A 24,600-nucleotide genomic window follows, 5' to 3' on the forward strand; every position below is an offset into this window, starting at 1 on the left:
GCGATGAAGAAATTTTATCCAATTAGCCGCTTCAGTAAATTTCTACTAACGGATTATGTTTCAACTGTTAGAAGGCTTGTTTAACGGGATTAGTATTGGTTCAGTTTTATTAATTGCCGCGTTAGGATTAGCGATTGTTTTTGGTCTGATGGGCGTGATTAATCTCGCCCACGGAGAGTTAATGATGTTAGGCGCCTATACAACTTTTGTGGTGCAAAATGTCTTTAAATTATTAGGCGAACCCTGGTTTAACCTGTATATTTTGTTCGCTGTGCCTTTATCATTTATTCTGGCCGCTGGGGTGGGATGGCTGTTAGAAAAAGGTGTGATTCGTTATCTCTATGGTCGCCCCCTAGAAACTTTATTGGCTACTTGGGGAGTTAGCCTGATTTTGCAGCAATTTGTCCGCAGTGTCAGTTGGGGATTTTTGATCGTAATTGTCGAGTTTTGTCTGCTGTTTTTTGGGGGAATTTGGCTTTTGATTCGTCGCCCAAATTGGCAGAAAATTCGCCAATGGGCGATCGCTACTCTGTTGCCGATTTCTTTAGGACTAGCCATTGGTACGGGAAGCCTTTTGGGGAAAATTCCCCAAACCGCCGGATTAATTAAGCCTTGGTTTAGTGCGAGAAATGTTGATGTGACTGCCCCTGCATGGTTAAGAGGTGGCTTGCCTATTGGGAATTTTCAACTGCCCTATAGCCGGATTTTTATTATTGTTTTAACCACGATTTGTTTGGTGGGAATTTATTGGTTTTTAAATCGGTCTAGTTGGGGATTGAGAATTCGGGCTGTTACTCAAAATCGCAGTATGAGTTCCTGTTTAGGCATTCCCACGGCCCAAGTTGATGCCCTGACTTTTGCGATCGGTTCGGGATTAGCGGGAATTGCTGGATGCGCGATTACTTTACTCGGTTCTGTGGGTCCAAATACGGGACAAAACTACATTATCGATACTTTTATGGTGGTGGTAGTAGGTGGAGTTGGTAATCTTCTGGGGACAATTTTGGCCGCTTTAGCGATTGGAATTTTGAGTTATTTGATTGGTTCAGGAACTTTTGCCTTATTGTTAACTCCCGTGGAGTTTTTCCAGCCTGTCACCGATTTCTTTACCTTCTTTGCTAGTACCAGTATGGCAAAGGTGATGATATTTGCCCTGATTATTGCTTTTTTACAGGTGAAACCTTCGGGCATTTTTGCCCAAAAAGGACGCACTGCTGAAGGATAAATGATTAAATTATGAATGTAGAACTTGCAAGTGAACCGAGAAGTCAACGGAAAAAACAACAGCAAAAACTGTTGATCGAAGGGGGCATTATTCTGGCGATCGCGCTACTTTTGGGGGTGATTATGCCCGCGCTGCTGCCGGTGTTTCGTCTCAAGTTGTTAGGCCGATTTTTATCCCTATCTATTGTGGCGATCGGCATCGATTTGATTTGGGGTTATACCGGACTCCTCAGCTTAGGACATGGGATATTTTTTTCCCTCGGTGGTTATGCCTTGGCGATGCATCTCCAGTTACAATTACCGGAAGGAGAACTGCCAGAGTTTTTTACCCTTTATGGAGTGGAAAAGCTGCCTTGGTTTTGGCAACCTTTTTATTCATTTCCCTTTACCATTGTGGGGATAGTTTTAATTCCAGCGATCGCGGCTGGACTAATCGGATATTTAGTTTTTCGCAACCGGATTAAAGGTGTTTACTTTTCCATTTTAACCCAAGCCGCGTTGTTAGTCTTCTTTAACTTTTTTAATGGTCAGCAAAAGCTAATCAACGGCACCAATGGCCTCAAAACCGATACGGAAACTATCTTTGGGATGCTGGCAGGTTCCGAGAAAGCCCAATTGCTCTTTTATCAATTCACGATTTTGGCTCTTGCCATCACTTATTTGCTCTGTCGTTGGCTGACCAGCGGACGATTTGGCCGCTTATTAATTGCCATTCGCGATGATGAAACGCGGGTGCGGTTTTCTGGTTACGATCCCACCGGATTTAAGGTATTAGTTTTAGCAATTTCTGGGGGAATTGCTGGAGTTGCTGGAGCACTTTATACGGTACAAAGTGGCATTATTACCCCCAGTTTTATGGATGTGGCGTTTTCTATTGAAATGGTGATTTGGGTGGCGGTTGGCGGCAGATCAACCTTAATCGGCGCTATTATTGGCACCTTATTAGTGCGATTAGGTCGGACTTTTTTGAGCGAACAATTTCCCGAAATTTGGCTATTTTTCCAAGGGGCATTATTTTTGCTGGTGGTGACAGCTTTGCCCAATGGCATTGTGGGATGGTGGCAAAATTCAGGTATCAATCAAGTGCGATCGCTTTTAGGCTTGCGTAAACAACTGATCACTTATCCTTATTTGGAAGAAGATCCAGAAATCCAAAAAGAAAAGGAAGAAATTAATAAACATGACCGCAGCTAAAATCTTAGAAATTGAAAATTTAACCGTAAACTTTGACGGTTTTAAAGCCCTCAACCAGTTAAATTTTAGCATGGACACCGGGGAGTTACGGGTGATTATTGGGCCGAATGGTGCCGGAAAAACCACTTTTCTCGATGTAATTACCGGAAAAGTTCAACCCACCGAGGGCAAAGTCTTATTTGCAGGGCGAAATTTACGCCGGATTCCCGAATATAAAATTGCTCGCTTGGGCATTGGGCGTAAATTTCAAACACCCAGAGTCTATCTAAATTTAACAGTTCAAGAAAATTTAGATTTAGTCTGTAATCGCCATAAAAATGTATTCTCTACCCTCCTGGGTCGGGTTGCGGTTTCTGAACGGCAAAAAGTGGGCAGCTTATTAGAAACCGTTGGCTTAACAGCGAAAGCTAACTTACAAGCAGCATTACTTTCCCACGGGGAAAAACAACGGTTAGAAATTGGGATGTTAGTCGCCCAATCACCGGATTTATTATTAGTTGATGAACCTGTGGCTGGATTAACCGATGAAGAGACGGAAAATGTCGGGTCATTATTATTAGCTTTGGCCGAAAGTCATTCGATTATTGTGATTGAACATGATATGGAGTTTGTCCGGCAAATTGCCCGCCAGGTGACGGTTCTACACCAGGGTTCAGTGTTGTGTGAAGGCAATATTCAACAAGTTCAAAACGATCCTCGCGTGATCGAAGTCTATCTCGGAAATTCCGAAGCAAATGAACCACACTCTGCCCCCCATTAATCGTCAACAAAAATTATCAGCATGAGGATAAATTAATGAATAAAACTGATTCTTTGTCTGAATCTCAACCGGCTTATCAATCTGAGTATCAAAGTGTGTTAAAAATCTCTGACTTAAATGTCTATTATGGAGAAAGCCATATTTTACGCCAGGTTGATTTAAGTGTTTTTTCAGAAGAAATGGTCTGTTTAATTGGCCGGAATGGAGTGGGAAAAACAACCTTACTCAAAACTATTATGGGTTTACTTAATCCGCGCAGTGGCAGCATGGCATTTATAGGCAAACCCCTGAATAAATTAGCCACCCATGAACGGGCAAAGTTAGGGATTAGTTATGTTCCCCAAGGGAGAGAAATTATCCCTCGCTTGACTGTTGAAGAAAATCTATTATTAGGGTTTGAAGCCCGCCCCCAAGGTCGAACCACTAAAGATAAGATACCTGAAGAAATCTTTAGTTTGTTTCCCGTGTTAAAAACTATGTTACATCGCATGGGAGGGGATTTAAGTGGCGGACAACAGCAACAATTAGCGATCGCACGGGCTTTAATTAGTAAACCGAAATTACTGATTTTAGATGAACCCACCGAGGGAATTCAACCATCAATTATTTTAGAAATTGAAGCGGCAGTGCGGCAGATTATTAAAACTACGGGAATTTCTGTCTTATTAGTTGAACAGCATTTACATTTTGTCCGGCAAGCCGATCGCTATTACGCCATGCAAAAAGGGGGAATTGTGGCCTCTGGGCCAACCAGTGACCTTTCTCAAGAAATTATCCAGAAATTTTTAGCTGTGTAAGCCTAAATTGGGCTAAACTTTGCTAAAATAATCAGCTAATTATAGTAGTTATTTAATCTATGAGGTACATCGTTTTGTCATTCCCGCGAATGCGGGAATCCACCAATCTAGCAATATAGCGGTTCTTATCTGGATGAAGTACAGAGGCTTTCTGGATTCCCGCATTCGCGGGAATGACAGCTTTTCTTGTCATGGGGTTTATAGTGAATTTATTTCTGCCCGTCTACTTATAATAGTTATTTAATCTATGAGGTACATCGTTTTGTCATTCCCGCGAATGCGGGAATCCACCAATCTAGCAATATAGCGGTTCTTATCTGGATGAAGTACAGAGGCTTTCTGGATTCCCGCGCGGGAATGACAGCTTTTCTTGTCATGGGGTTTATAGTGAATTTATTTCTGCCCGTCTACTTATAATAGTTATTTAATCTATGAGGTACATCGTTTTGTCATTCCCGCGAATGCGGGAATCCACCAATCTAGCAATATAGCGGTTCTTATCTGGATGAAGTACAGAGGCTTTCTGGATTCCCGCGCGGGAATGACAGCTTTTCTTGTCATGGGGTTTATAGTGAATTTATTTCTGCCCGTAAACTTATAGTAGTTATTTAATCTATGAGGTACATCGTTTTGTCATTCCCGCGAATGCGGGAATCCACCAATCTAGCAATATAGCGGTTCTTATCTGGATGAAGTACAGAGGCTTTCTGGATTCCCGCATTCGCGGGAATGACAGCTTTTCTTGTCATGGGGTTTATAGTGAATTTATTTCTGCCCGTCTACTTATAATAGTTATTTAATCTATGAGGTACATCGTTTTGTCATTCCCGCGAATGCGGGAATCCACCAATCTAGCAATATAGCGGTTCTTATCTGGATGAAGTACAGAGGCTTTCTGGATTCCCGCATTCGCAGGAATGACAGGTTTTTTTGTACTTCATATCTCGTAAAAGTGCTATATCTCCGTATTTTATAAATCCGATAACTGCTATATCATATTCTATCGAAATCAAACTGGATAATTAGTCCATGATAGTTCTGACCAAATGCTTACCACCCAACGCAGAAATTCCGGTTAATTTCTCTCTTTATCTCACCGCCGAAGAACGCACGAAAACTCGTCAGCGGCTAGAAACTGCTGACGGTCACAGTGTATCCCTGCGTTTACCCAGAGGAACGGTCTTAAAAGATGGGGATTTATTGGAGTCAGACGTCGCAGAAATCATTATTAAAATTGTGGCTAAACCCGAACCAGTCCTAACAGTAACCGCAACCAACCCATTAGATTTACTCAAAGCCGCTTATCATTTAGGAAACCGTCATGTTCCCCTAGAAATTAAGCCCTCTTATCTTCGCCTTTCTCCCGATTCAGTTTTAGCCTCAATGCTGCTTCAGTTAGGATTACAAGTTCAAGAAGAAATTGCCCCATTTTTCCCCGAAACTGGGGCTTATGGACATCATTAGGAGGAGCGGGGAGCTTTCGGGGCAGGGTTTAGGGTTTAGGGGGAAGAGAGGGAAGACAGGGGAGAGAGGGAAGAGAGGGAAGACAGGGGAGAGAGGAGATTTTCTTCCCACACTTCGATGGCGGCTTCCCACACTTCGATGGCGGCTTCCCACACTTCGATGGCGGCCGATGGCGGCCGATGGCGGCCCTACACCGATGGCGGCCCTACACCCCACACCCATTTTTAATATGAATCAATCCCAGTTACTATTAAATTTGTTGCAATTAGCGAGTCCGGCTTTGCCCGTGGGCGCTTATAGTTATTCTGATGGGCTAGAAACTTTGGTTGAACAAGGTGTTATTCATAACCAAAATAGCTTAGAATATTGGTTAAATCAAGAGTTAATTTATGGGGCAATTCGCTTAGAAGCAGCGGTGATGTTGCGGAGTTATCGCTCTGTCGTTGACCAAGATTTAGGCAAGATTGGTTATTGGAATGCCTGGTTAACTGCCAGTAAGGAAACCCTAGAATTACGTCAGCAAAGTTGGCAAATGGGCAATAGTTTGATCAAGTTATTGGTGAGTTTATCTTCATCAAATCAGCCTGAAGAAAACCGGGCTTTAGTGTTGGGTTTAGAGGCTTGGGTTGATGCGGTTGGTCAACGCTGTAATTATGCGATCGCCTTTGGAATTTGTGCCGCTACCTGGCAAATTGAGGCCAAAAATGCTTTACTGGGTTATCTCCAGAGTTGGGCAACCAATCTGATTAGTGTGGGGGTTAAATTAATCCCTTTAGGTCAAACTACGGGTCAACAAATCCTCTTTAACTTCCAGAATCAGTTGGTGCAAGCTACTGAAGATATTTTAACATTAAATGATGATGATTTAATGGCGTGTAGTTGGGGTTTAGCCTTAGCCAGCATGACCCATGAAACTCAGTATAGTCGTTTATTTAGAAGTTAAATGAATAATTCGCAAATTAATGATTTAGGAGAAAAACAACTAGGTCAAGTCAGGCAAGCGGGATGGCAGGGAATCCTGAATTTAGTTTATGCTAACCACCAGGGTAAGACTCAGGTCACTGATTCTTATATGAAAGCCCCGTTAAAAATTCAACGACCCTTTTATCCCGAAGGGGAAACAATTTGTCATAGCGTGGTTTTACATACTGCTGGGGGCATTGTGGGGGGAGATAGACTTGCTCAAAATTTCCATTTGCGAGAAAATGCTAAAGCCTTGATTACCACAGCAGCGGCGAGTAAAATTTATCGCAGTAACGGCAATAATGCCCAACAAACCATTAATATTAAAGTAGATAATGATGCTTGCCTGGAGTTTATTCCTCAAGAAACAATTGTGTTTAATCAAGCCTTGTATCGGCAGGATTTAACTGTAGAATTAGCCCCTGGTGCCAGTTTTTTCGGTTGGGAAATTACCCGCTTTGGTCGTTCAGCTAGGGGAGAAAAGTTTCTCGCCGGGGCATGGCGTTCTAATACAGAAGTTTGGCAAGCCGGAGAACCATTATGGATCGATCGCCAATGTTTATTTGGTTCTGAAGAAATGTTTCATAGTCCTAATGCTTTAAAGGGATACCCTTTGGTTGGGACTCTGTTTTGGATCGGTCAACCTGTTTCCGCAGATGCGATCGCATCTGCCCGGAATTTCTGGTATAATCGCAAAGGCGAAGGTGAAGCAGGAGTGACTCAAATTTTAAATGGATTAGTATGTCGTTATCGGGGAAATTCTACCTCAGAAGTGAGAAGCTGGTTTATCGATGTTTGGCATTTACTCCGTTTAAGTTATTTGGGAATTCCGGCTAGTAAACCTAGGGTTTGGCAACTCTAATTCGCTAATAGACATCTCCAGAAAACAATGTATTAATTTGGATTATTTTCTAGGGGCGAAGCTAATGGGCGACAATTTGACGGTGACATTAGAGATATGCCTATCCCTTATGCTTCGCCCTGGCCTAATCAGGCAGCCATAATTTATTTTTTGGAGATGTCTAATTAGAGATCGGCATTCCCTGAGATATATCCGTAGATATTATTTAGTATAGATGAGAAGAGAAAAAAATGCAACTCACTCCCCAAGAAAAAGATAAACTGCTCATTTTTACGGCGGCTTTACTCGCAGAAAGACGCAAAGAAAAGGGATTAAAACTTAACTATCCTGAAGCGATCGCCTATATTTCGGCGGCGATTTTAGAAGGGGCTAGAGAAGGGCGAACCGTGGCCGAATTAATGAGTTATGGCACCACCTTATTAACTCGCGATCTGGTGATGGAAGGAGTGCCGGAAATGATTGATGAAATCCAAGTAGAGGCGACCTTTCCCGACGGGACAAAACTGGTGACAGTTCATCATCCTATTCGGTAAATTAGGAGAAAATTAGGGGCAAATTAGGGAAAAATTTCGACAGTTATCTCACGAAAATTAAATCACAAATTCAACCATTATGATTCCAGGTGAAATGATTATTCAACCGGGAGAGATTCTACTCAATGCCGGTCGTGAAACTCTCCGATTAACCGTAGCTAATAGCGGCGATCGCCCGATTCAAGTCGGTTCTCATTTTCACTTTTATGAAGTGAATAATAGCCTGATATTTGACCGAGAAAAAGCCAAAGGAATGCGGTTAAATATTCCCGCAGGGACGGCGGTTCGGTTTGAACCGGGGGATGAAAAAGAGGTGGAATTAGTCACCCTTGCCGGTACTCGCCAAGTCTTTGGCTTCAACAATAAAATTAATGGTTCACTCTAAATTAGGACTAAATTAGGAAATTAAAGGCCATTTAATATGAGTTATCAAATGGATCGTCGGGCTTATGCGGAAACCTTTGGCCCGACCGTGGGCGATCGCATCCGGTTAGCGGATACCGAACTGTTGATCGAAGTAGAAAAAGACTACACAATTTACGGGGATGAGGTTAAATTCGGCGGCGGAAAAGTAATTCGCGATGGCATGGGACAATCGCCGATTTCCTGTGCAGATGGGGCTGTGGATTTAGTAATTACCAATGCTTTAATTCTCGATTGGTGGGGAATTGTTAAAGCAGATATTGGCATTAAAGACGGCAAAATTTTTAAAATTGGCAAAGCCGGAAATCCTTATATTCAAGATAACGTCGATATTATTATTGGCCCTGGAACCGAGGCGATCGCCGGGGAAGGAATGATTCTCACCGCAGGCGGAATTGACTCCCATATTCACTTTATTTGTCCCCAACAAATAGAAGTGGCGATCGCTTCTGGAATTACCACCATGATCGGGGGAGGAACAGGCCCCGCAACGGGGACAAATGCCACCACTTGTACCCCTGGGCCGTGGAATATTTATCGAATGTTACAAGCGGCGGATGCTTTCCCCATGAATTTGGGTTTTTTAGGCAAAGGAAATAGTAGTCAACCCCAAGGATTAATTGAACAAGTCGTCGCTGGGGCAATGGGTCTAAAATTACATGAAGATTGGGGCACGACTCCAGCGGCGATCGACACCTGTTTAACGGTAGCCGATCGATACGATATTCAGGTGGCCATTCACACTGATACGCTGAACGAAGCGGGATTTGTTGAAGATACTATTGCCGCCTTTAAACATCGGGTAATTCACACTTACCACACCGAAGGGGCAGGCGGTGGTCATGCCCCAGATATTATTAAAGTTTGTGGGCAAGCTAATGTATTGCCATCTTCCACAAATCCCACCCGTCCTTATACGGTGAATACTTTAGAAGAACATCTCGATATGTTGATGGTTTGCCATCATTTAGATCGAAGTATTCCCGAAGATGTTGCCTTTGCGGAATCGCGCATTCGCCGAGAAACGATCGCCGCTGAAGATATCTTACATGATTTGGGCGCATTTAGTATGATTTCCTCCGATTCTCAAGCAATGGGACGAGTGGGAGAAACCATTATTAGAACTTGGCAAACTGCCCATAAAATGAAAGTGCAACGGGGCTTTCTTTTCGGGGATTCGGAAAATGATAATTGCCGCGCCAAACGTTATATTGCCAAATACACGATTAATCCGGCAATTACTCACGGAATTGCCAATTATGTTGGTTCCATAGAAGAGGGTAAATTAGCGGATTTATGTTTATGGAAACCGGCATTTTTTGGGGTCAAACCAGAAATTGTCCTCAAAGCAGGTGCGATCGCCTGGTCGCAAATGGGCGATGCCAATGCCAGTATTCCCACCCCGCAACCGATCCAAATGCGACCAATGTTTGCCAGTTATGGCGGGGCAATTGCCGCCACTTCATTTACTTTCGTATCCCAAGCGGCCATTGATGCAGAAATTGGGGCAAAAATTGGCTTACAAAAACAGACATTAGCCGTCTCTAATGTTCGTCAATTAAGTAAAGCCGACATGAAACTCAATGATGCCTTACCCAACATCGAAGTCGATCCAGAAACCTATGAAGTCAGGGCTGATGGAGAATTATTAACCTGCGAACCGGCCACGGTTTTACCCTTAGCCCAGCGTTATTTTCTGTTTTAATTTTTTAGGGTAAATTTCACCACAAAGACACAAAGGACACAGAGAGATAGCCTTGAAATATCATTTCTCTGTGTTTCTCTGTGTCTTTGTGGTGAAAAATAAAAAAAATGCTATAATCATTTTCATCAATAAATAGATATTTAATTAAATAACCAGGTAATTTTACCACAAAGACACAAAGGACACAGAGAGATAGCCTTGAAATATCATTTCTCTGTGTCCTTTGTGTCTTTGTGGTAAAAAATAAAAAAAAATGCTATAATCATTTTCATCAATAAATAGATATTTAATTAAATAACCAGGTAATTTTACCACAAAGACACAAAGGACACAGAGAGATAGCCTTGAAATATCATTTCTCTGTGTCCTTTGTGTCTTTGTGGTAAAAAATAAAAAAAAATGCTATAATCATTTTCATCAATAAATAGATATTTAATTAAATAACCAGGTAATTTAATTAAATGAATTACTCCAATTTATTCAGCGGATTTCTGGTAATCTTGCTCTATGTTATTTCCCCTAGGCCGCTATTAGCCCAGATTGTTTCCGATCGCAGCTTACCGAGTCAGTCCGTTGTCAATTCTCAAGGATCAGTGCAACAAATTACCGGCGGAACTACCGCAGGCAGCAACTTATTCCACAGTTTTGAACAGTTTAATCTGCTCAACGGAGAAACGGCTTATTTCGACAATGCCATCACCGTTAAAAATATTATTACGCGGGTGACAGGCGGGCAAATTTCTCGGATTGATGGGCTGATTCAAGCTAATGGTTTGGCTAATTTATTTCTAATTAATCCCAATGGCATTGTTTTCGGTGCCAATGCCAAGCTGAATTTGGGTGGATCGTTTATCGCCAGTACCGCAGATAGTATCAAACTAGCCGATGGTAGCTTTTTTAGTGCCACCGAACGAAATGCCCCACCGCTATTAACAATTAATGTACCCATTGGGTTGCAATTCGGGACAAATACTGGGCAAATTCGGGTCGAAGGAACGGGACATAGTTTGAATTCTAATAATGAATTAGGTCTAGGATTTACCCCGGTGACAGGATTTGCTGAAAGTCCTCCTGGTTTGCAGATTAAACCGGGCAATACCCTGGCCTTAGTTGGCAGTAATTTAAGATTTAATGGCGGAATTTTAACCGCTCCCGGAGGACATATTTTTTTAGGCAGTGTCGGTTCAGGGTTTGTGAGTCTGAATCCCACTGATTATGGTTGGAAACTGGACTATGCAGCCGGAGCAAATTTCGGGTTAATTCAGTTATTATCTGAGGCTTTAGTTGATGCCAGTGGCGATAGTGGCGGGTCCATCTATGTCCAAGGGCAAAGATTAGAAATACGTGATGGTTCAGGGATAATTATCCAAAATCAGGGCAGCAAAGCAGCGGGCAATATTACAGTGAATGCCGTTGAGTCTGTGCAGATTGTCGGCGTAAATGTTGCGGGTAATTTTCCCAGTACGATTAAGAATCAAACGGTGGGGGAAGGTGCGGGGGGAGATATTAATATTTCCACCCAGCAGTTGATGGCTGAAAGTGCTCGAGATGCGATCGCGACTTCCACCTCTAGTGCGGCGCCAGGTGGTAATATTAATATTGTGGCTACGGATGCCATAAAATTAATCGACGGCAGTGGCATTTACGCCATCAGCCTCAGTACCGGAAATGGCGGTAATGTCAATTTATCTACGAGATATTTAACGGCAATAAATGGCAGCTTTGTTTCTTCCTTGGCCGATAGTACGGGACACGCCGGAAATGCGATCGTGAATGCTACTGAATCGATAGAATTAAGTGGCATCTTGTTCGACCCAATAAGACCGGACACAAATATTAGACCCAGTAATTTGAGTTCTACATCTTTTAATTCAGGAAATGCCGGAACTTTAATCATCAATACAGCCCGATTAATTTTAAGGGACTCTGGCAGAGTTTCTGCTTCCGCTTTTTCCAGTGGCAATGCGGGAAATTTAATCATTAATGCATCGGAATCCATCGAGGTGACAGGTCAATTACCCAAAAGCCGACCGAGTTTAATTTCTTCCGCTAGTTTTGTCAGTTTAGAAGATAAACAAGCAGGAACAACGGTGGCGGGAAATGCGGGGTCGATTATGATTAATACCCCCAGATTAATTGTCCGCGATCGCGGATTGGTCAATGCCACCAATGGTGGCGCGGGAAATCCCGGTCAAATTCTGATAAATGCTGACCAAATTTTAGTCAGTAACCAAGGAGCAATTACCGCCGTAGCCACATCTGGGTCTGGGGCAACTATTGCCCTGAATGCGCGGAATATTCAACTGGATCGAGGCAGCATTAATGCGTCCACTTCTGAGTCTGGAGAAGGGGGTAATATCCGGTTAAATATTGGGGAAGATTTAATTCTGCGAAATGATAGTTTCATTTCCACCCAGTCGGGAACTGAAGCCCCAGGAGGTGGCAATGGCGGAAATATTACCATCCAAAGTCAAATATTAGGCGCCTTAGATAATAGCTATATTAATGCCAATGCCTTCGCGGGCAATGGGGGAAATATCCAAATCACCACTCAGGGCATATTTTTACCGACTAATAGGACAATTACTGCTAGTTCTGAACGGGGAATCGATGGTATCATCGAAATTAATACTCCAGAAAGTAGTCTAACTTCTGGGTTACTGGTTTTATCTCAAAACCCGATTAATATTGCCGATTTAATTCGCAATGGCTGTACAGATTATCAGGGGAGTTATTTTGTGATTGCCGGACCGGGTGGTTTACCGAATCCCACCCAAGCGTTAGAAAGTCAGCAAGTTTGGCAAGATTTTCGATTGTTATCTAGCCAAGAAATTTCCGAAATAACCGAAATAGAAAATTATCGTTTACGGCAAATTTTACCATTAATTGAGTCAAAATTTACCCAATTTTTAGAGGCAACAAACTGGCGGATAAATCAAAAAAATAACATTGAATTAGTGGCAGAAATTCCTAGTTTTAGCCCTAATTTAATGGTAGGATATGGTTGTGCTGCCATACAGCGCTTTTCAGATTAATAAACCACAAATTTTCTTAGGGGCGAAGCATTCCGGGAGGAAATTCCTGGTTTTCCGCCAAAAATATCTGCGGTCATGCTTCGCCCCTACAGAAATGGGATGATCTAATTTATCGAGGATGTTATAAGCATAAAAAACATGAAAAAACAAGTTAAATTTTTGATAACTCTGGCAGTTGTGACGTTTTTATTAGTGCTGCAAATGTCTCCCGGAGTCGCGAAAATTACGGCGGATCATTTTCGGTTTGAAAAGTGGGCTGATGTGGATGCAAAAATTTCTTTCTTTAGACTTGAGGAAGAGGCGATCGCCTTTAATGAAACTACCGATGTCACTTTAACTTTATTTGAAGAGGGAAAAAGTTTATTTGCCCAGGAAAATTATGCAGCGGCTGCCCAGATTTGGCAAAGAGTGGCTGACCAGCCTGAACAGGAAAATTTCCCAGCCCAAAAAGCCCTAGCTTTAACTTATGTTGCTTTAGCTTATCAAAAATTAGAGCAGTGGCTTGAGGCGAAACAAGCAATTGATCAAAGTTTAGCTATTTTCGCCAGATTAGAGTTATCATCTCAGGCAGAACAAGTGATCGAAGCAATATTGGCTCAAGCTTTGAATACCGCTGGGTCAGTAGAGTTAAAATTAGGTCACATTGAAGCAGCTTTAGAAAATTGGGAAAAAGCCACGATCGCCTATACAGAAATTGGGGATACTATTGGCAAGTTAGGCAGCCAAATGAATCAGGCGATCGCCCTGCAAGGTTTGGGGATGTATCCGCGATCGCAAACTATCTTAAAAGAAGTATTGACCCAGTTAGAAGCTGAACCTAATTCTCTGCTCAAAGTCAGCAGCTTACATCAGCTTGGCATCACTCTAAGTCTTACGGGAAAACTAACAGAATCTAGAGACATTTTAGAACAAAATTTAAGTTTAAGTAAAAATTTAAACGCTCCACAAATTACCAGTGCAATTTTGCTGAGTTTAGGCAATATTTATGAAAAATTAAAGGATAGCCAAGCGGCAGCTTTGTCTTATCAGCAAGCCGAAGAAATTGCCCCGACGATAACTCAAAAATTACAGGCTAATCTGAATTACCTGAATCTGCTGCGGGCTGAAGATAGTCCCTCAAAATTCCAAAAATTATATGCAACAATTAAGCAAGACTTAAATAAATTAACCTTAAGTAATAGTTCCGTAGAAATTAGAATCAACTTGGCAGATATTTTACTAAAAATTCCAGCAAATAATACGATAATTTTTCCCAGAGAAATCGCCGAAATATTAACCCCTGCGATCCAAGGGGCTAGAACCTTAAGAACCCCCAAGATTGAATCTTATAGTTTAGGAACTTTAGGTAAATTATATGAACAAAATCAACAATGGCAAGCAGCGGAAAAAATTACGGAAGAAGCCTTATGGATTGCCCAAAAAATTCAGGCATTAGATTTAATCGCTCGTTGGCAATGGCAATTTGGACGAATATTAACCAATCAAAGCCGAAAACATGAGGCAATTTCTGCTTATACCCAAGCGGTGAATAGCTTACAAAGGTTACGGAATGATTTTGTGAATATTGACCGAAATGTGCAATTTTCTTTTACGGAAACCGTAGAGCCAGTGTATCGGGAATTGGTGAGACTTTTGGTGCAAGAACCCAACAATCAAGCCAACCTTCAGCAAGCGAGACAAGTAATTGAATCTTTGCAGTTGGCAGAATTAGATAACTTTTTTCGCGAGGCTTGTTTAGCAGCCCAGCCGATCAAAATTGAGCAAATAGATTCCACTGCTGCGGTAATTTATCCGATTATTTTGGCCGATCGCCTGTCGGTGATTTTGGCGCGACCTGGTGCAGATTTAAGTTACTATGAAACCCAATTACCAGAAAAAGAGATCCTAGGGCGACTGGAGCAGTTTCAACTATACTTAAATCCCGCTTTTTTTGATAGCGATCGCCTCCAAGTCTCCCAAACCCTGTATGATTGGCTAATTCGACCCACTGAACCGCAGTTAGCCGCCAGCAATATTCAAACTTTAGTCTTTGTTTTAGATGGGGCTTTGCGGAATTTGGCAATGGCTGCCCTTTACGACGGGCAACAATATTTAATTGAAAAATATAGTATCGCTCTCGCTCCCGGATTAGAATTATTAAATGTGGAGTCTTTGACTAAAGAAAAATTAGGGGTTTTGACCGCAGGACTCAGCGAAGCGCGAGGGCATTTTTCTGCTTTGCCCGCTGTAGAAACCGAACTCAGAGAAATTGCTCAAATCTTCAAATCCGATCTATTGTTAAATCAAAAGTTTACCAATGCCAATTTAACTGCGAAAATCAATTCTGCGAATCTTCCCGTGGTTCATATTGCCACCCACGGTCAATTTAGTTCCGACGTGGAAAATACATTTATTTTGACTTGGGATGGCAAAATCAACGTGCAGGAGTTTAACAGCATTCTGCGATCGCGAGAGCAAAAATTTAGTCATCCCCTGGAATTGCTGGTGCTGAGTGCTTGCCAAACCGCCACAGGCGATCGCCGTGCAGCCTTGGGTTTAGCAGGGTTTGCGGTGCGGTCTGGGGTGCGTACCACCTTGGGCAGCTTGTGGCAAGTGAGCGATCGTTCCTCTGCGGACTTAATGATTCGGTTTTACCAAGAACTCGCGGGGGGGCAGCCAGCCACCTCAAAAGCCAAAGCCTTACAAAAGGCTCAGTTAGCCTTGCTGAAAAATCCCCAGTCCCAACATCCCTTTTATTGGGCTCCCTTTGTATTACTGGGAAATTGGCTATAAAATAGAGTCATCAAAATCATTACGCGTTTATGACTTTTACGCCTTATGGCGGATGACAAAGTTAGGTCGTTCAGAGGATATTTTATCTATCCCTGATGCTTCTATCCCATCGATCGATCAGAGTGGCGGCTCTCAAGTCAAGGGTTTCAAGCACTTGATCTCGATCACCAGTCACTTAGCCTAGTCTATAACCGATTTATCGAAATCAGGATTCAATCTATGTATTTTTTGATGCCTAAAACTTTCAAAACTCTTCTGGCGCTGCTTTCTTGGGGAATGGTAATGGCATTTTCCTTGCCCGCATCAGCCCAAACAAAAAGCCACCTGGATTTACCAGCGGAAACGGCTTCAAATGAACAATTTTTGTCAGTCATTTTTGAACCCCCCACCGATGATAGAGCCGACGATTCCAGGGGTGGCGCTTCGAGGACGGCGGTTAAATGTCGGGACGATATTGCATCCGCAACGCTTCCCGAACAAATCCGTGAAATTCCCTTAACTGCTTTGATGCCGGAAAATAATCGCGGGTTAACAATCGCCTCTCATCCCAGTTTTTTTGTCTATATTCCCACCACTTCCGCTCGGCAAATTTATTTTAGTTTAAAAGACGCAAATAATCGCGGAATTTATCAGGCAACGTTGCCCATTTCCGGGAATGCAGGAGTGGTGCAAATCTCACTACCCCAAGAGCAAAATCCTTTAGAAATTGGTCAAACTTATCAGTGGTCAGTGGGGTTAATGTGTCAGCGTACTCAAACAGATATGCCTTGGGTCACAGGTAAAATAGAACGAATTCAACTAGAGGCAAATCTGGCCAGTCAGCTATCGCCCACTCCGAGTCTGCAACAGGCGGTATTGTATGGTCAATCGGGACTTTGGTACGATCTTTTAACCACCCTGTTTCAACTGAATAAATCAGCCGGTTTGGATAATTTATCCGCCACTGACTCAAATTTATTGAATCAGAATTGGAGCAATTTATTAGGCTCTGTGGGACTGAGTGCGATCGCCCATGAAACCTTGTTAGAGCAACCCTAATCTGACAACAACCAACAACCAACAACCAACAACCAACAACAAAAGTGAATTGGCTACTGTCAAAAATCAACAAAATTACCCCGCAGTGGCGGAGTATTTTATTAATTGCCCCTACCGTAACTTTTTGCGTGATTTGCCTCAAATATACCGGATCTTTGCAACTCTTAGAATGGGCAATTTTAGATCAATTTTTTAATTGGCGGCCTGCGGAAAAAGTGGACGATCGCCTCTTAATTGTCACCGTAGATGAACAAGATATTGCCAGCGTCGGTCAATGGCCTTTATCCGATGCTATTTTAGCAGAAGTGATTCAGACTATCAATCGACATAACCCAGCGGGAATTGGCTTACTGTTTTATCGAGATTTGCCAGTAGAACCGGGGCATCAAACCTTAGCCCAAGTGATGCGATCGACCCCCAATTTAATCGGGGTGGAAAAAGTGATTGGTGAGCCAGTTCCCGCTCCTCCGAGTTTAGACCGGATCGGTCAAGTAGGCATCGTTGATTTATTATTAGATGCGGATAGCAAAGTGCGGCGGGTGCTGCTATCTTATCACAACTCCCAAGGCCAACTACAATTAAGTATTGGCGCTCAATTAGCCATCAACTATCTAAAAACTCACGGCATTACCCCCCAAGTAATTAAAAATAAAAATCAACCAGATCGGATTCAATTAGGTAAAGCGATTTTAGAACCATTTACTGGCTATAATGGCGGCTATGTGCGAGCCAATACTGCGGGGTATCAAATCTTATTAAACTATCGCGGTGGCGATCAAATTTTTGAAAAAATTTCCCTGACCCAACTGTTAAATCCCGAATTTAATTCAGAATTAAAAGCCGAAAAAATATCCGGACGCATTGTGTTAATTGGTTCCACCGCCACCAGTTTAAATGAGTTATTTTACACCCCCTACAGTAGCGAGTTAACGACAATCCCTAAAGCCACTCCTGGGGTGATGATTCATGGGAATGCGATCAGTCATCTTTTGAGTGCCGCCATTGAGGGGCGACCAACCATTAAGTCTTGGTCAGAATTTACGGAAATTTTTTGGATCATTGCTTGGTCATTTATCTGGGCGATCGCCAGTTCATGGGCATTAAATCGGGAAAAATATCCCCATAAGCTGATGCTGCAATTGCTGAAACTTACCCTGAACATTAGTCTAGGTAATTGTTTGTTATTTAGTATCACTTATTTAGCCTTTATACAAGGCTGGTGGCTGCCGGTGATTCCTGCCGCGATCGCCTTAACCACCAGCACCATTAGCCTAAAAATTTATCAATCAATTCAGGTAGCACGCGATAGTGAAAAGCAGCTAATTCAATCCTTACAATGCTTACAAATTGGTGTTTTTTTATATACAAAAAATCACGAAATTATGTATATTAATAAAACAGCAAAAAAGCTGATTCAATATCCCCCTGAAAATCGCATTTGTCCGGAAGAAATGATCAACTTTTATCAACTCTATGTCGCCGGAACTGACGAGCCATATCCTTGGGAAAATCTCCCAGTAATTCGAGCGTTAAAGGGCGAAAGCATTAAAGTTGATGATATTGAAATGCGTCACCCAGACCAAAAATTACTCTTAGAAGTCCAAGGTCAGCCAATCTTGGACAACCAAGGCAATATCCTTTATGCCTTGGTGACTTTTCAAGAAATTACTCAACGCAAACAAGCGGAAAAAATCTTAGCCGATTATAATCGCACTTTAGAAATCCAAGTAGCCGAAAGAACGGCAGCTTTAAAAGAAAGTGACCAACGATTTAGACAGGCTTTTGAATATTCCGCGATCGGGATTTGTCTGCTGTCACCAGCGGGGCAGTTTTTACAAGTCAATCAGGCTTTATGTCAGATGATGGGCTACTCTGCCGATGAGTTGCTGCAAAAACATTCTTACGATATCACCCATCCTGAAGACATCGAAGACAACTTCAGATATTTGCAACAACTCTTATCGGGAAAAGAAGATGCTTTTTACCGAGAAAAAAGGTTTATTCATCAAAATGGTTCAATCATTTATGGCTTAGTTAGCGTCTCTTTGGTGCAAGATAAAAATAACCAACCGCTGTATTTAATCGGTCAAGTGCAAAATATTACGGAACGGAAAAAAGCAGAAATTGCCCTCAGACAGCATGAAGCCCAGATGAATGCGATAGTCACCAATACCTCCGACGGTTTATTAATTTTAAATCACCAAGGAAAAATTAGCTTTGCTAATCCAGCGGCTGGGCAAATCTTCAATCAACCAGTAGAGGAACTAATTAACTCAGAATTTGGCATTCCTCAAGACAAAACCTTTGAGATTTATTTAATGGGAGAGCCTTGTCAAACTAAAACCATCGAGATGAAAATTGGCGAATATCAATCCCAAGGAAAATCCGCTTATATTGTCTCCTTAAGAGATATTAGCGATCGCAAGCAGGCGGAACTAGAGTTACAAAAAGCCAAAGAAGCTGCTGAAGTTGCCAACCGAGCCAAAAGTGCATTTTTAGCCAAGATGACCCACGAATTCCGCACCCCTTTACACGCTATTTTAGGTTTTAGCCGAATTATTCAGCGGGATGGGTCTGTGTCACCAGTGCATCAAGAATATTTAACCATTATCGGTCGCAGTGGCCAACATTTGCTGGAACTGATTAATGATGTATTGGATATGTCGAAAATTGAAGCAGGGCAAGTCCAATTAAATGAACATCCGGTAAGCTTAAGTCAGCTATTAGTCTCTGTCCAGGAAATGATGCAGATTAAAGCTCGATGCAAAAATTTACCGCTGATTTTTGACCGGGATGCTCAGGTGCCGGATTTGGTGAAAACCGACGAACAAAAATTACGTCAAGTTTTGATTAATCTGGTAGGAAATGCGATTAAGTTTACGGAACAAGGCCAAGTCCTTGTCCGACTGACCCAAATCAGCCCGGAAAATTCGCCCAATCTGCGATTATGCTTTACGGTAGAAGATACTGGACAGGGAATTGAACCGGAAGATTTCCCCTCATTGTTTCAACCGTTTGTGCAAACCGCCGCAGGTCGCCATTCTCAAGAAGGTACGGGTTTAGGGCTGGCCATTTGTCAACAATTTATTGAGTTAATGGGGGGTAAAATCACTGTTATTAGTCGAGGGAAAAAGTTTACCCCTGGATCGGCAATTTTGCCCGCACCAAACCCCGACCAAGGTGCGCGAAAGTCGGGAGCGACTTTTCAGTTTGAAGTGCAGGTGGCTTTAGTGGAAAGTCTGCCCCTTGGCAACCGACCGTCCTCCAGCCTCACTTATGGGGCGATCGCCTCAAATCTCACGGCGACAACAACCCTATCGACTTCCCCATCCTGCGATCGCGTCCTAATCGCCGATCCCCTAGTCGAAAATCATCGAGTTTTGACTAACTCCCTGATTTCCCTAAATTTTCAAGTTCGGGAAGTCACTAATGGCAAAGACCTGATCGAAACCTGGTCGAGTTGGCAGCCACATTTGATTTTACTCCATCAGCAAATTGCTCAAATCAATGACTTTGAAGTGATTCGACAGATTCGCCAACGGGAAAAAGATCGGCTGCCAGAGTTCAACTTTGATCCTCCAACATTTATGATGGTATTAATCACCAGTGAATCTAAAGAAGAGCGATCGGCTTTATTTTCCGCTGGTGCGAATCACTGTATTCACCAATCCTCTCCCACAGAAATCATTTTGCAGCAAATCGGCAAATCTCTCGGAGTCCACGATCTGTATTACACTACTCAGCCCCCTGTAAAATTTTCACCGTTTGAGAGGGATAAAATCTCAGATATTTCTATGGTTTCATCGAGTCTTAGCTGGAAACAACAACCCGGTTCAGAGGCGACTTTATTTCCTAACCAAACTTGTGTGGACGAACTCCCCAACAATGGACACCAAAATCTCCTAGAACCGGAAAGCTTGATGGTCATGCCTCATCAATGGATTTCGCAGCTATACCAAGCAGCCAGAAGCGCAGATCAGCATTGGATTTTTCAACTATTAGAAGAACTATACCCAATCAATCAGCCCTTGGCTCAGGAGTTAGCCAATTTAGTGCATGAATTCAAAATAGATCGCCTTATTGAAATTATCAAACCTTTAATTAAATGAATTACCATAACTCTCAAACTTTTAAAGCGGATATTTTGGTGGTTGACGATACCCCAGAAAACTTAAAACTCTTGTCAGCAATTTTGACGGAGTCGGGGTATAAAGTTAGACCTGTAACCAATGGTCAACGGGCTTTAGATGCGGTAGAAATGAATCCACCTGACGTGATTTTGCTGGATATTTTAATGCCAGAAATGGATGGATATGAAGTTTGCCGCCGCCTGAAACAATCCCGAAACAGTCGAGATATTCCCGTAATTTTTTTAACCGCTCTCAACGATCCTGCTTCCCAAGTTAAAGGGTTTGAAGTTGGCGCATTTGACTATATTACTAAGCCATTTGATGAGCAAACTGTTTTGGCGCGGATTGAAAATCAATTAACCATTCAACGGCAAAAAGCTGAACTGCAAGCGGAGATTGTTTATCGCCAGCAGTTGGAAGCCCAATTACGCTATGCCAAAGATATGGCTGAAGAAGCGAACCGGGCAAAAAGTGTGTTTATTGCCAATATGAGCCACGAACTCAGAACCCCGATGAATGCAATTCTCGGCTTTGCGGAATTAATGAAAACCGATCCCGCTTTGAGTGCAGATTATCGAGAATATATGGAAATCATTTATGAAAGTGGTCATTATTTACTATCTTTAATTAATGGTATATTAGATTTAGCCAAAATTGAATCACAATCAATTAAGGTGATTAAAGAAACATTTGATTTAAACGATCTGCTCGATCACCTGAATGCCATTTTTACTTTTAAGGCAAGCCAGCAAAATATTAAATTTTTAATTGAGCGAAATTCTGAGCTTCCTGAAAAAATTGAAACCGATCGGCAAAAACTGCGACAAGTGTTAATTAATTTGCTGGGAAATGCTTTGAAGTTTACCAAGCAAGGCCAGGTCATTTTACGCTTAACGGTACTAGATTTTGCGGGAACGACTTTGAAGCTGAAGGGCGGCGATCTAGATCGGCCGCAGCCAACGGAAAATCAACAACCTTTAACCATGCTGTTTGAGGTGATAGATACGGGTCTGGGAATTCCTCCAGAATATTTGAGTAAAATATTTCAGCCTTTTTTCCAAACTGAAATGGGGCAAAAGATTCCCGGAGGCACCGGGCTGGGTCTATCGATTAGTAAAAAATTTGTAGAAATTTTGGAGGGAGAAATAATTGTTCATAGTGTGGTGAATGAAGGGAGTTCTTTTCAATGTTATTTACCCGTAATGGTTCCCAAAAATGATCGGATTTTTCAAGAGTTGTCTAAAACAACATCCCTGAAATATCCGTCAGAAAAGCATCGGATTTTAGTGGTGGATGATGACCCAAACAACAGATTTTTGTTGCTGGAATTTTTGAACTTATTAGATGTAGAAACGCGAGCGGTAGAAAATGGCATCCAGGCGATCGCCGAATCGATGGTTTGGCAGCCGCATTTGATTTGGATGGATCTACAAATGCCGAGCATGGATGGATATGAAACCACTAAAAAAATTCGGGATATCCAAACCGACTTATCACCGAAAATTTTGGCGATGACTGCCAATTTGATTGACCTAGAAGCATCGACCAAAATTCAGTTACTTTTTGATGATTTAGTGGGCAAACCATTTAATCAAAAAATTGTTTATGATAAAATTTTGGCGCATTTAGGCGTCGGTTGTATTTGTCAACTTTCTGCCTCGGAAGTTCTGGCATCTGCGGCCACCGAATTCCCGGAGTATCTCAGTAGTAAATCTCTGGAATTTATGCCTACTTTATGGTTACAGCAAATTCACCAAGCCGCCTTACAATCTAGTCCGTCTCAGGTGATGAAACTCTTAGAAGACATTCCGCCTTCCCATGAGCAAGTCCGAGAGCGTCTCGTGGGTTTTGTCCAAAATTCTCAGTTCGCTCAAATTGTTGAATTGACCCTGTCCCCGAATTAATGATTGATTTCGGAATTTATTTCGGGATTTTTTCTAGCACTCTGGTCATAGACGTTAAAATAGAGAGGTTAGAAGAAAAAGGAAGATGCGATCCGTTGACTTAAACACAACTCTTAAATATAACTATAGAAGAGCTTGGCTGAGGAATAGCCGCACAGAAAGCTCTTCTGCCGCCTACTCGTGAAGCCCCTGAAATCTCTTTGCTCTAATCATGGATTTTTTTGAAAGTCTTTCAATGGCCAGCCGCACCTTGGTGGCGAATAAACTCAGAAGCTGTCTGACGATGTTGGGCATTATTATTGGTAATGCTTCGGTGATCGTGATGGTGGGGGTGGGACAAGGGGCGCAAAAATTAGCCTCGGAACAGTTTGAAAACCTTGGGCCAAATGTGTTGTTTGTGGTCCCCGGTTCGCGAGAAACTCAAAATACCAGCTTGGATTTTCCCCGGACTTTGGTGTTAGCGGATGCGGAGGCGATCGCCAATCAAGTGCCTTCGGTGGCAGCGGTAGCCCCACAACGACAGAATCGCCAATTTATTACTTATCGCAACAAAAATCTGCAAACCCTGGTGGTGGGGACAACCCCAGAATTTATGGCTGTCCGCAGCTTTGAGTTAGATCGAGGCCGGTTTATCACGGATTTAGATGTGAAACGGAATAATCAAGTGGTGGCGATCGGGTCGGATATTGCCGACCGTGTGTTTGGTTCTACCGATCCGATCGGCGAGTCTTTGCGGGTTAAAGGGGTCAGCTTTCAAGTGGTGGGGGTGATGAAACGCAAAGGGGCTTTTATGGGAGTGAACCAAGATGATGCCATTTATGTGCCGATTACCACAATGGTGAATCGGGTTACGGGTCGCACCTCTCCTTATGGCTTGGATTTGACCTTTATTTCTATTTCCGCCGTGAATGAAGCCAGCGTGCCAGCGGCGCAATTTCAAATTACCAATTTACTCAGACTGCGGCACCAAATTACCACCGAAGATGATTTTACCGTTGAGAGCCAAAAAGATATTTTGCAGATTGTCGGTGCGATCACCGGGGCGTTGACCATCATGCTGGCGGCGATCGCGGGTATTTCCCTAGTGGTCGGGGGTATTGGCATTATGAACATTATGCTGGTGTCGGTGACGGAACGCACCCAGGAAATTGGTTTACGCAAAGCGATCGGCGCTTCCGAGCAAGATATTTTAATTCAATTTATGATTGAAGCGGTGATTCTTTCCCTGGCTGGTGGCTTAGTCGGCACCAGCATCGGCGTGAGTGGCATCATCCTGGTGGCCACCTTTACCCCCTTAAAAGCCGGGATTTCTATAGGCGCGATCGCCTTAGCCACGGGAGTCTCAGGGGCGATCGGTTTATTTTTTGGGGTGCTACCTGCCCAACGGGCTGCCCAACTCGATCCCATCGTCGCCTTACGCACCGCCTAACCGCCTAAATCATCTGTCTAAGTAAATTTGCTTAAGCTATCGGTAGGGTGTGAAAGCGCGAAGCGTAACGCACCAAGACACCATATAGTCGTTGCGTAAGTCCTACAGCAATTTTCTCCGCGAGTAAACCACAAATATCTGTAGGGGCCCGCTCGTGGTTTAGTAATCTGAAAGCCGCTGTAAGTAAGTCTGTTTATCGCGGTTTTCTAGTGAGTAGACCACAATCTCTGGGTTAGGGCGAAGCATGACCGTATAAAATTTTTGATTTTGTCCCAGAGATGATTTGCCGGAATGCTTCGCCCCTACCATTGCCTTTGTGGTCTATATCAATCAAAAATCGCTCTCAAGTAAATCCGCCTAAGTAATC

Annotated in this window: 18 protein-coding genes; 16 read left to right on the top strand and 2 right to left on the bottom strand. The window is 42.7% G+C overall.

All coding sequences use genetic code 11. The features are described from left to right. The first annotated feature begins 55 nt into the window (after positions 1-55). The 4 genes from urtB (at position 56) to urtE (ending at position 3,975) form a co-directional block, all read left to right on the top strand. Positions 56-1,225, top strand: coding sequence for an urea ABC transporter permease subunit UrtB (gene urtB, locus ABWT76_RS22390; RefSeq protein ID WP_054467996.1), 1,170 nt, complete (start codon positions 56-58; stop codon positions 1,223-1,225). An 11-nt stretch (positions 1,226-1,236) separates the two neighbouring features. Further along, entirely contained in the window at positions 1,237-2,418 is a 1,182-nt protein-coding gene (urtC, locus tag ABWT76_RS22395) for an urea ABC transporter permease subunit UrtC (protein WP_054467994.1), read from the top strand. Then, complete coding sequence (gene urtD / locus ABWT76_RS22400) at positions 2,405-3,178, top strand: urea ABC transporter ATP-binding protein UrtD (RefSeq protein ID WP_054467992.1); 774 nt, start codon at positions 2,405-2,407, stop codon at positions 3,176-3,178. Before urtC ends, urtD begins: the two co-directional genes overlap by 14 nt. A 95-nt stretch (positions 3,179-3,273) precedes the next feature. After that, positions 3,274-3,975: an urea ABC transporter ATP-binding subunit UrtE gene (gene urtE / locus ABWT76_RS22405; protein WP_369817773.1), complete on the top strand. Its 702-nt coding sequence runs from the start codon at positions 3,274-3,276 to the stop codon at positions 3,973-3,975. 52 nt (positions 3,976-4,027) lie between these two features. Here the strand turns inward: urtE and ABWT76_RS22410 are convergent, their stop codons facing one another. After that, a complete protein-coding gene (locus ABWT76_RS22410) occupies positions 4,028-4,168 on the bottom strand; it encodes a hypothetical protein (protein ID WP_354634978.1) in 141 nt (46 codons plus the stop codon). A 415-nt stretch (positions 4,169-4,583) separates the two neighbouring features. Continuing rightward, the gene (locus ABWT76_RS22415) at positions 4,584-4,724 is read right to left on the bottom strand and encodes a hypothetical protein (RefSeq protein ID WP_354634978.1); all 141 of its coding nucleotides are present in this window, start codon (positions 4,722-4,724) and stop codon (positions 4,584-4,586) included. A gap of 280 nt (positions 4,725-5,004) precedes the next feature. Here ABWT76_RS22415 and ureE point away from each other — a divergent pair, with 280 nt between their 5' ends. From ureE to ABWT76_RS22475, 12 genes are all read left to right on the top strand, one after another. After that, positions 5,005-5,439: an urease accessory protein UreE gene (gene ureE, locus ABWT76_RS22420; RefSeq protein WP_054468100.1), complete on the top strand. Its 435-nt coding sequence runs from the start codon at positions 5,005-5,007 to the stop codon at positions 5,437-5,439. A 229-nt stretch (positions 5,440-5,668) separates the two neighbouring features. Beyond that, positions 5,669-6,382 carry an urease accessory protein UreF gene (locus ABWT76_RS22425; protein ID WP_054468102.1) on the top strand — a complete coding sequence of 238 codons (714 nt, stop codon included), beginning with the start codon at positions 5,669-5,671 and terminating at the stop codon, positions 6,380-6,382. Next, on the top strand, positions 6,383-7,264 hold the full coding sequence (locus tag ABWT76_RS22430; RefSeq protein ID WP_054468104.1) for an urease accessory protein UreD: 882 nt from the start codon (positions 6,383-6,385) through the stop codon (positions 7,262-7,264). It abuts the gene before it with no gap. 230 nt (positions 7,265-7,494) lie between these two features. Continuing rightward, a complete protein-coding gene (ureA, locus tag ABWT76_RS22435) occupies positions 7,495-7,797 on the top strand; it encodes an urease subunit gamma (RefSeq protein WP_054468106.1) in 303 nt (100 codons plus the stop codon). Between the two features lie 79 nt (positions 7,798-7,876). Then, positions 7,877-8,182 (top strand): urease subunit beta, encoded by a 306-nt coding sequence (locus tag ABWT76_RS22440; protein WP_190880324.1) that lies wholly within the window; start codon positions 7,877-7,879, stop codon positions 8,180-8,182. Positions 8,183-8,218: 36 nt separating this feature from the next. After that, a complete protein-coding gene (gene ureC / locus ABWT76_RS22445; protein ID WP_054468110.1) occupies positions 8,219-9,925 on the top strand; it encodes an urease subunit alpha in 1,707 nt (568 codons plus the stop codon). Between the two features lie 461 nt (positions 9,926-10,386). Next, positions 10,387-12,960: a filamentous hemagglutinin N-terminal domain-containing protein gene (locus ABWT76_RS22450; protein ID WP_190880326.1), complete on the top strand. Its 2,574-nt coding sequence runs from the start codon at positions 10,387-10,389 to the stop codon at positions 12,958-12,960. 138 nt (positions 12,961-13,098) lie between these two features. After that, positions 13,099-15,732 (top strand): CHAT domain-containing protein, encoded by a 2,634-nt coding sequence (locus tag ABWT76_RS22455; protein ID WP_190880328.1) that lies wholly within the window; start codon positions 13,099-13,101, stop codon positions 15,730-15,732. Between the two features lie 282 nt (positions 15,733-16,014). After that, positions 16,015-16,770: a DUF928 domain-containing protein gene (locus tag ABWT76_RS22460; RefSeq protein ID WP_190883008.1), complete on the top strand. Its 756-nt coding sequence runs from the start codon at positions 16,015-16,017 to the stop codon at positions 16,768-16,770. Between the two features lie 44 nt (positions 16,771-16,814). Then, positions 16,815-20,879: a CHASE2 domain-containing protein gene (locus ABWT76_RS22465; RefSeq protein WP_354634979.1), complete on the top strand. Its 4,065-nt coding sequence runs from the start codon at positions 16,815-16,817 to the stop codon at positions 20,877-20,879. Continuing rightward, positions 20,876-22,804, top strand: a complete 1,929-nt coding sequence (locus ABWT76_RS22470; RefSeq protein WP_354634980.1) for a response regulator — start codon at positions 20,876-20,878, stop codon at positions 22,802-22,804. The genes ABWT76_RS22465 and ABWT76_RS22470 overlap by 4 nt, the downstream gene beginning before the upstream one ends. A 211-nt stretch (positions 22,805-23,015) precedes the next feature. Then, positions 23,016-24,233, top strand: a complete 1,218-nt coding sequence (locus ABWT76_RS22475) for an ABC transporter permease (RefSeq protein WP_054468123.1) — start codon at positions 23,016-23,018, stop codon at positions 24,231-24,233. Positions 24,234-24,600: the final 367 nt, after the last annotated feature.

It is taken from the genome of Planktothricoides raciborskii GIHE-MW2 (assembly GCF_040564635.1).
Taxonomy (GTDB): domain Bacteria; phylum Cyanobacteriota; class Cyanobacteriia; order Cyanobacteriales; family Laspinemataceae; genus Planktothricoides; species Planktothricoides raciborskii.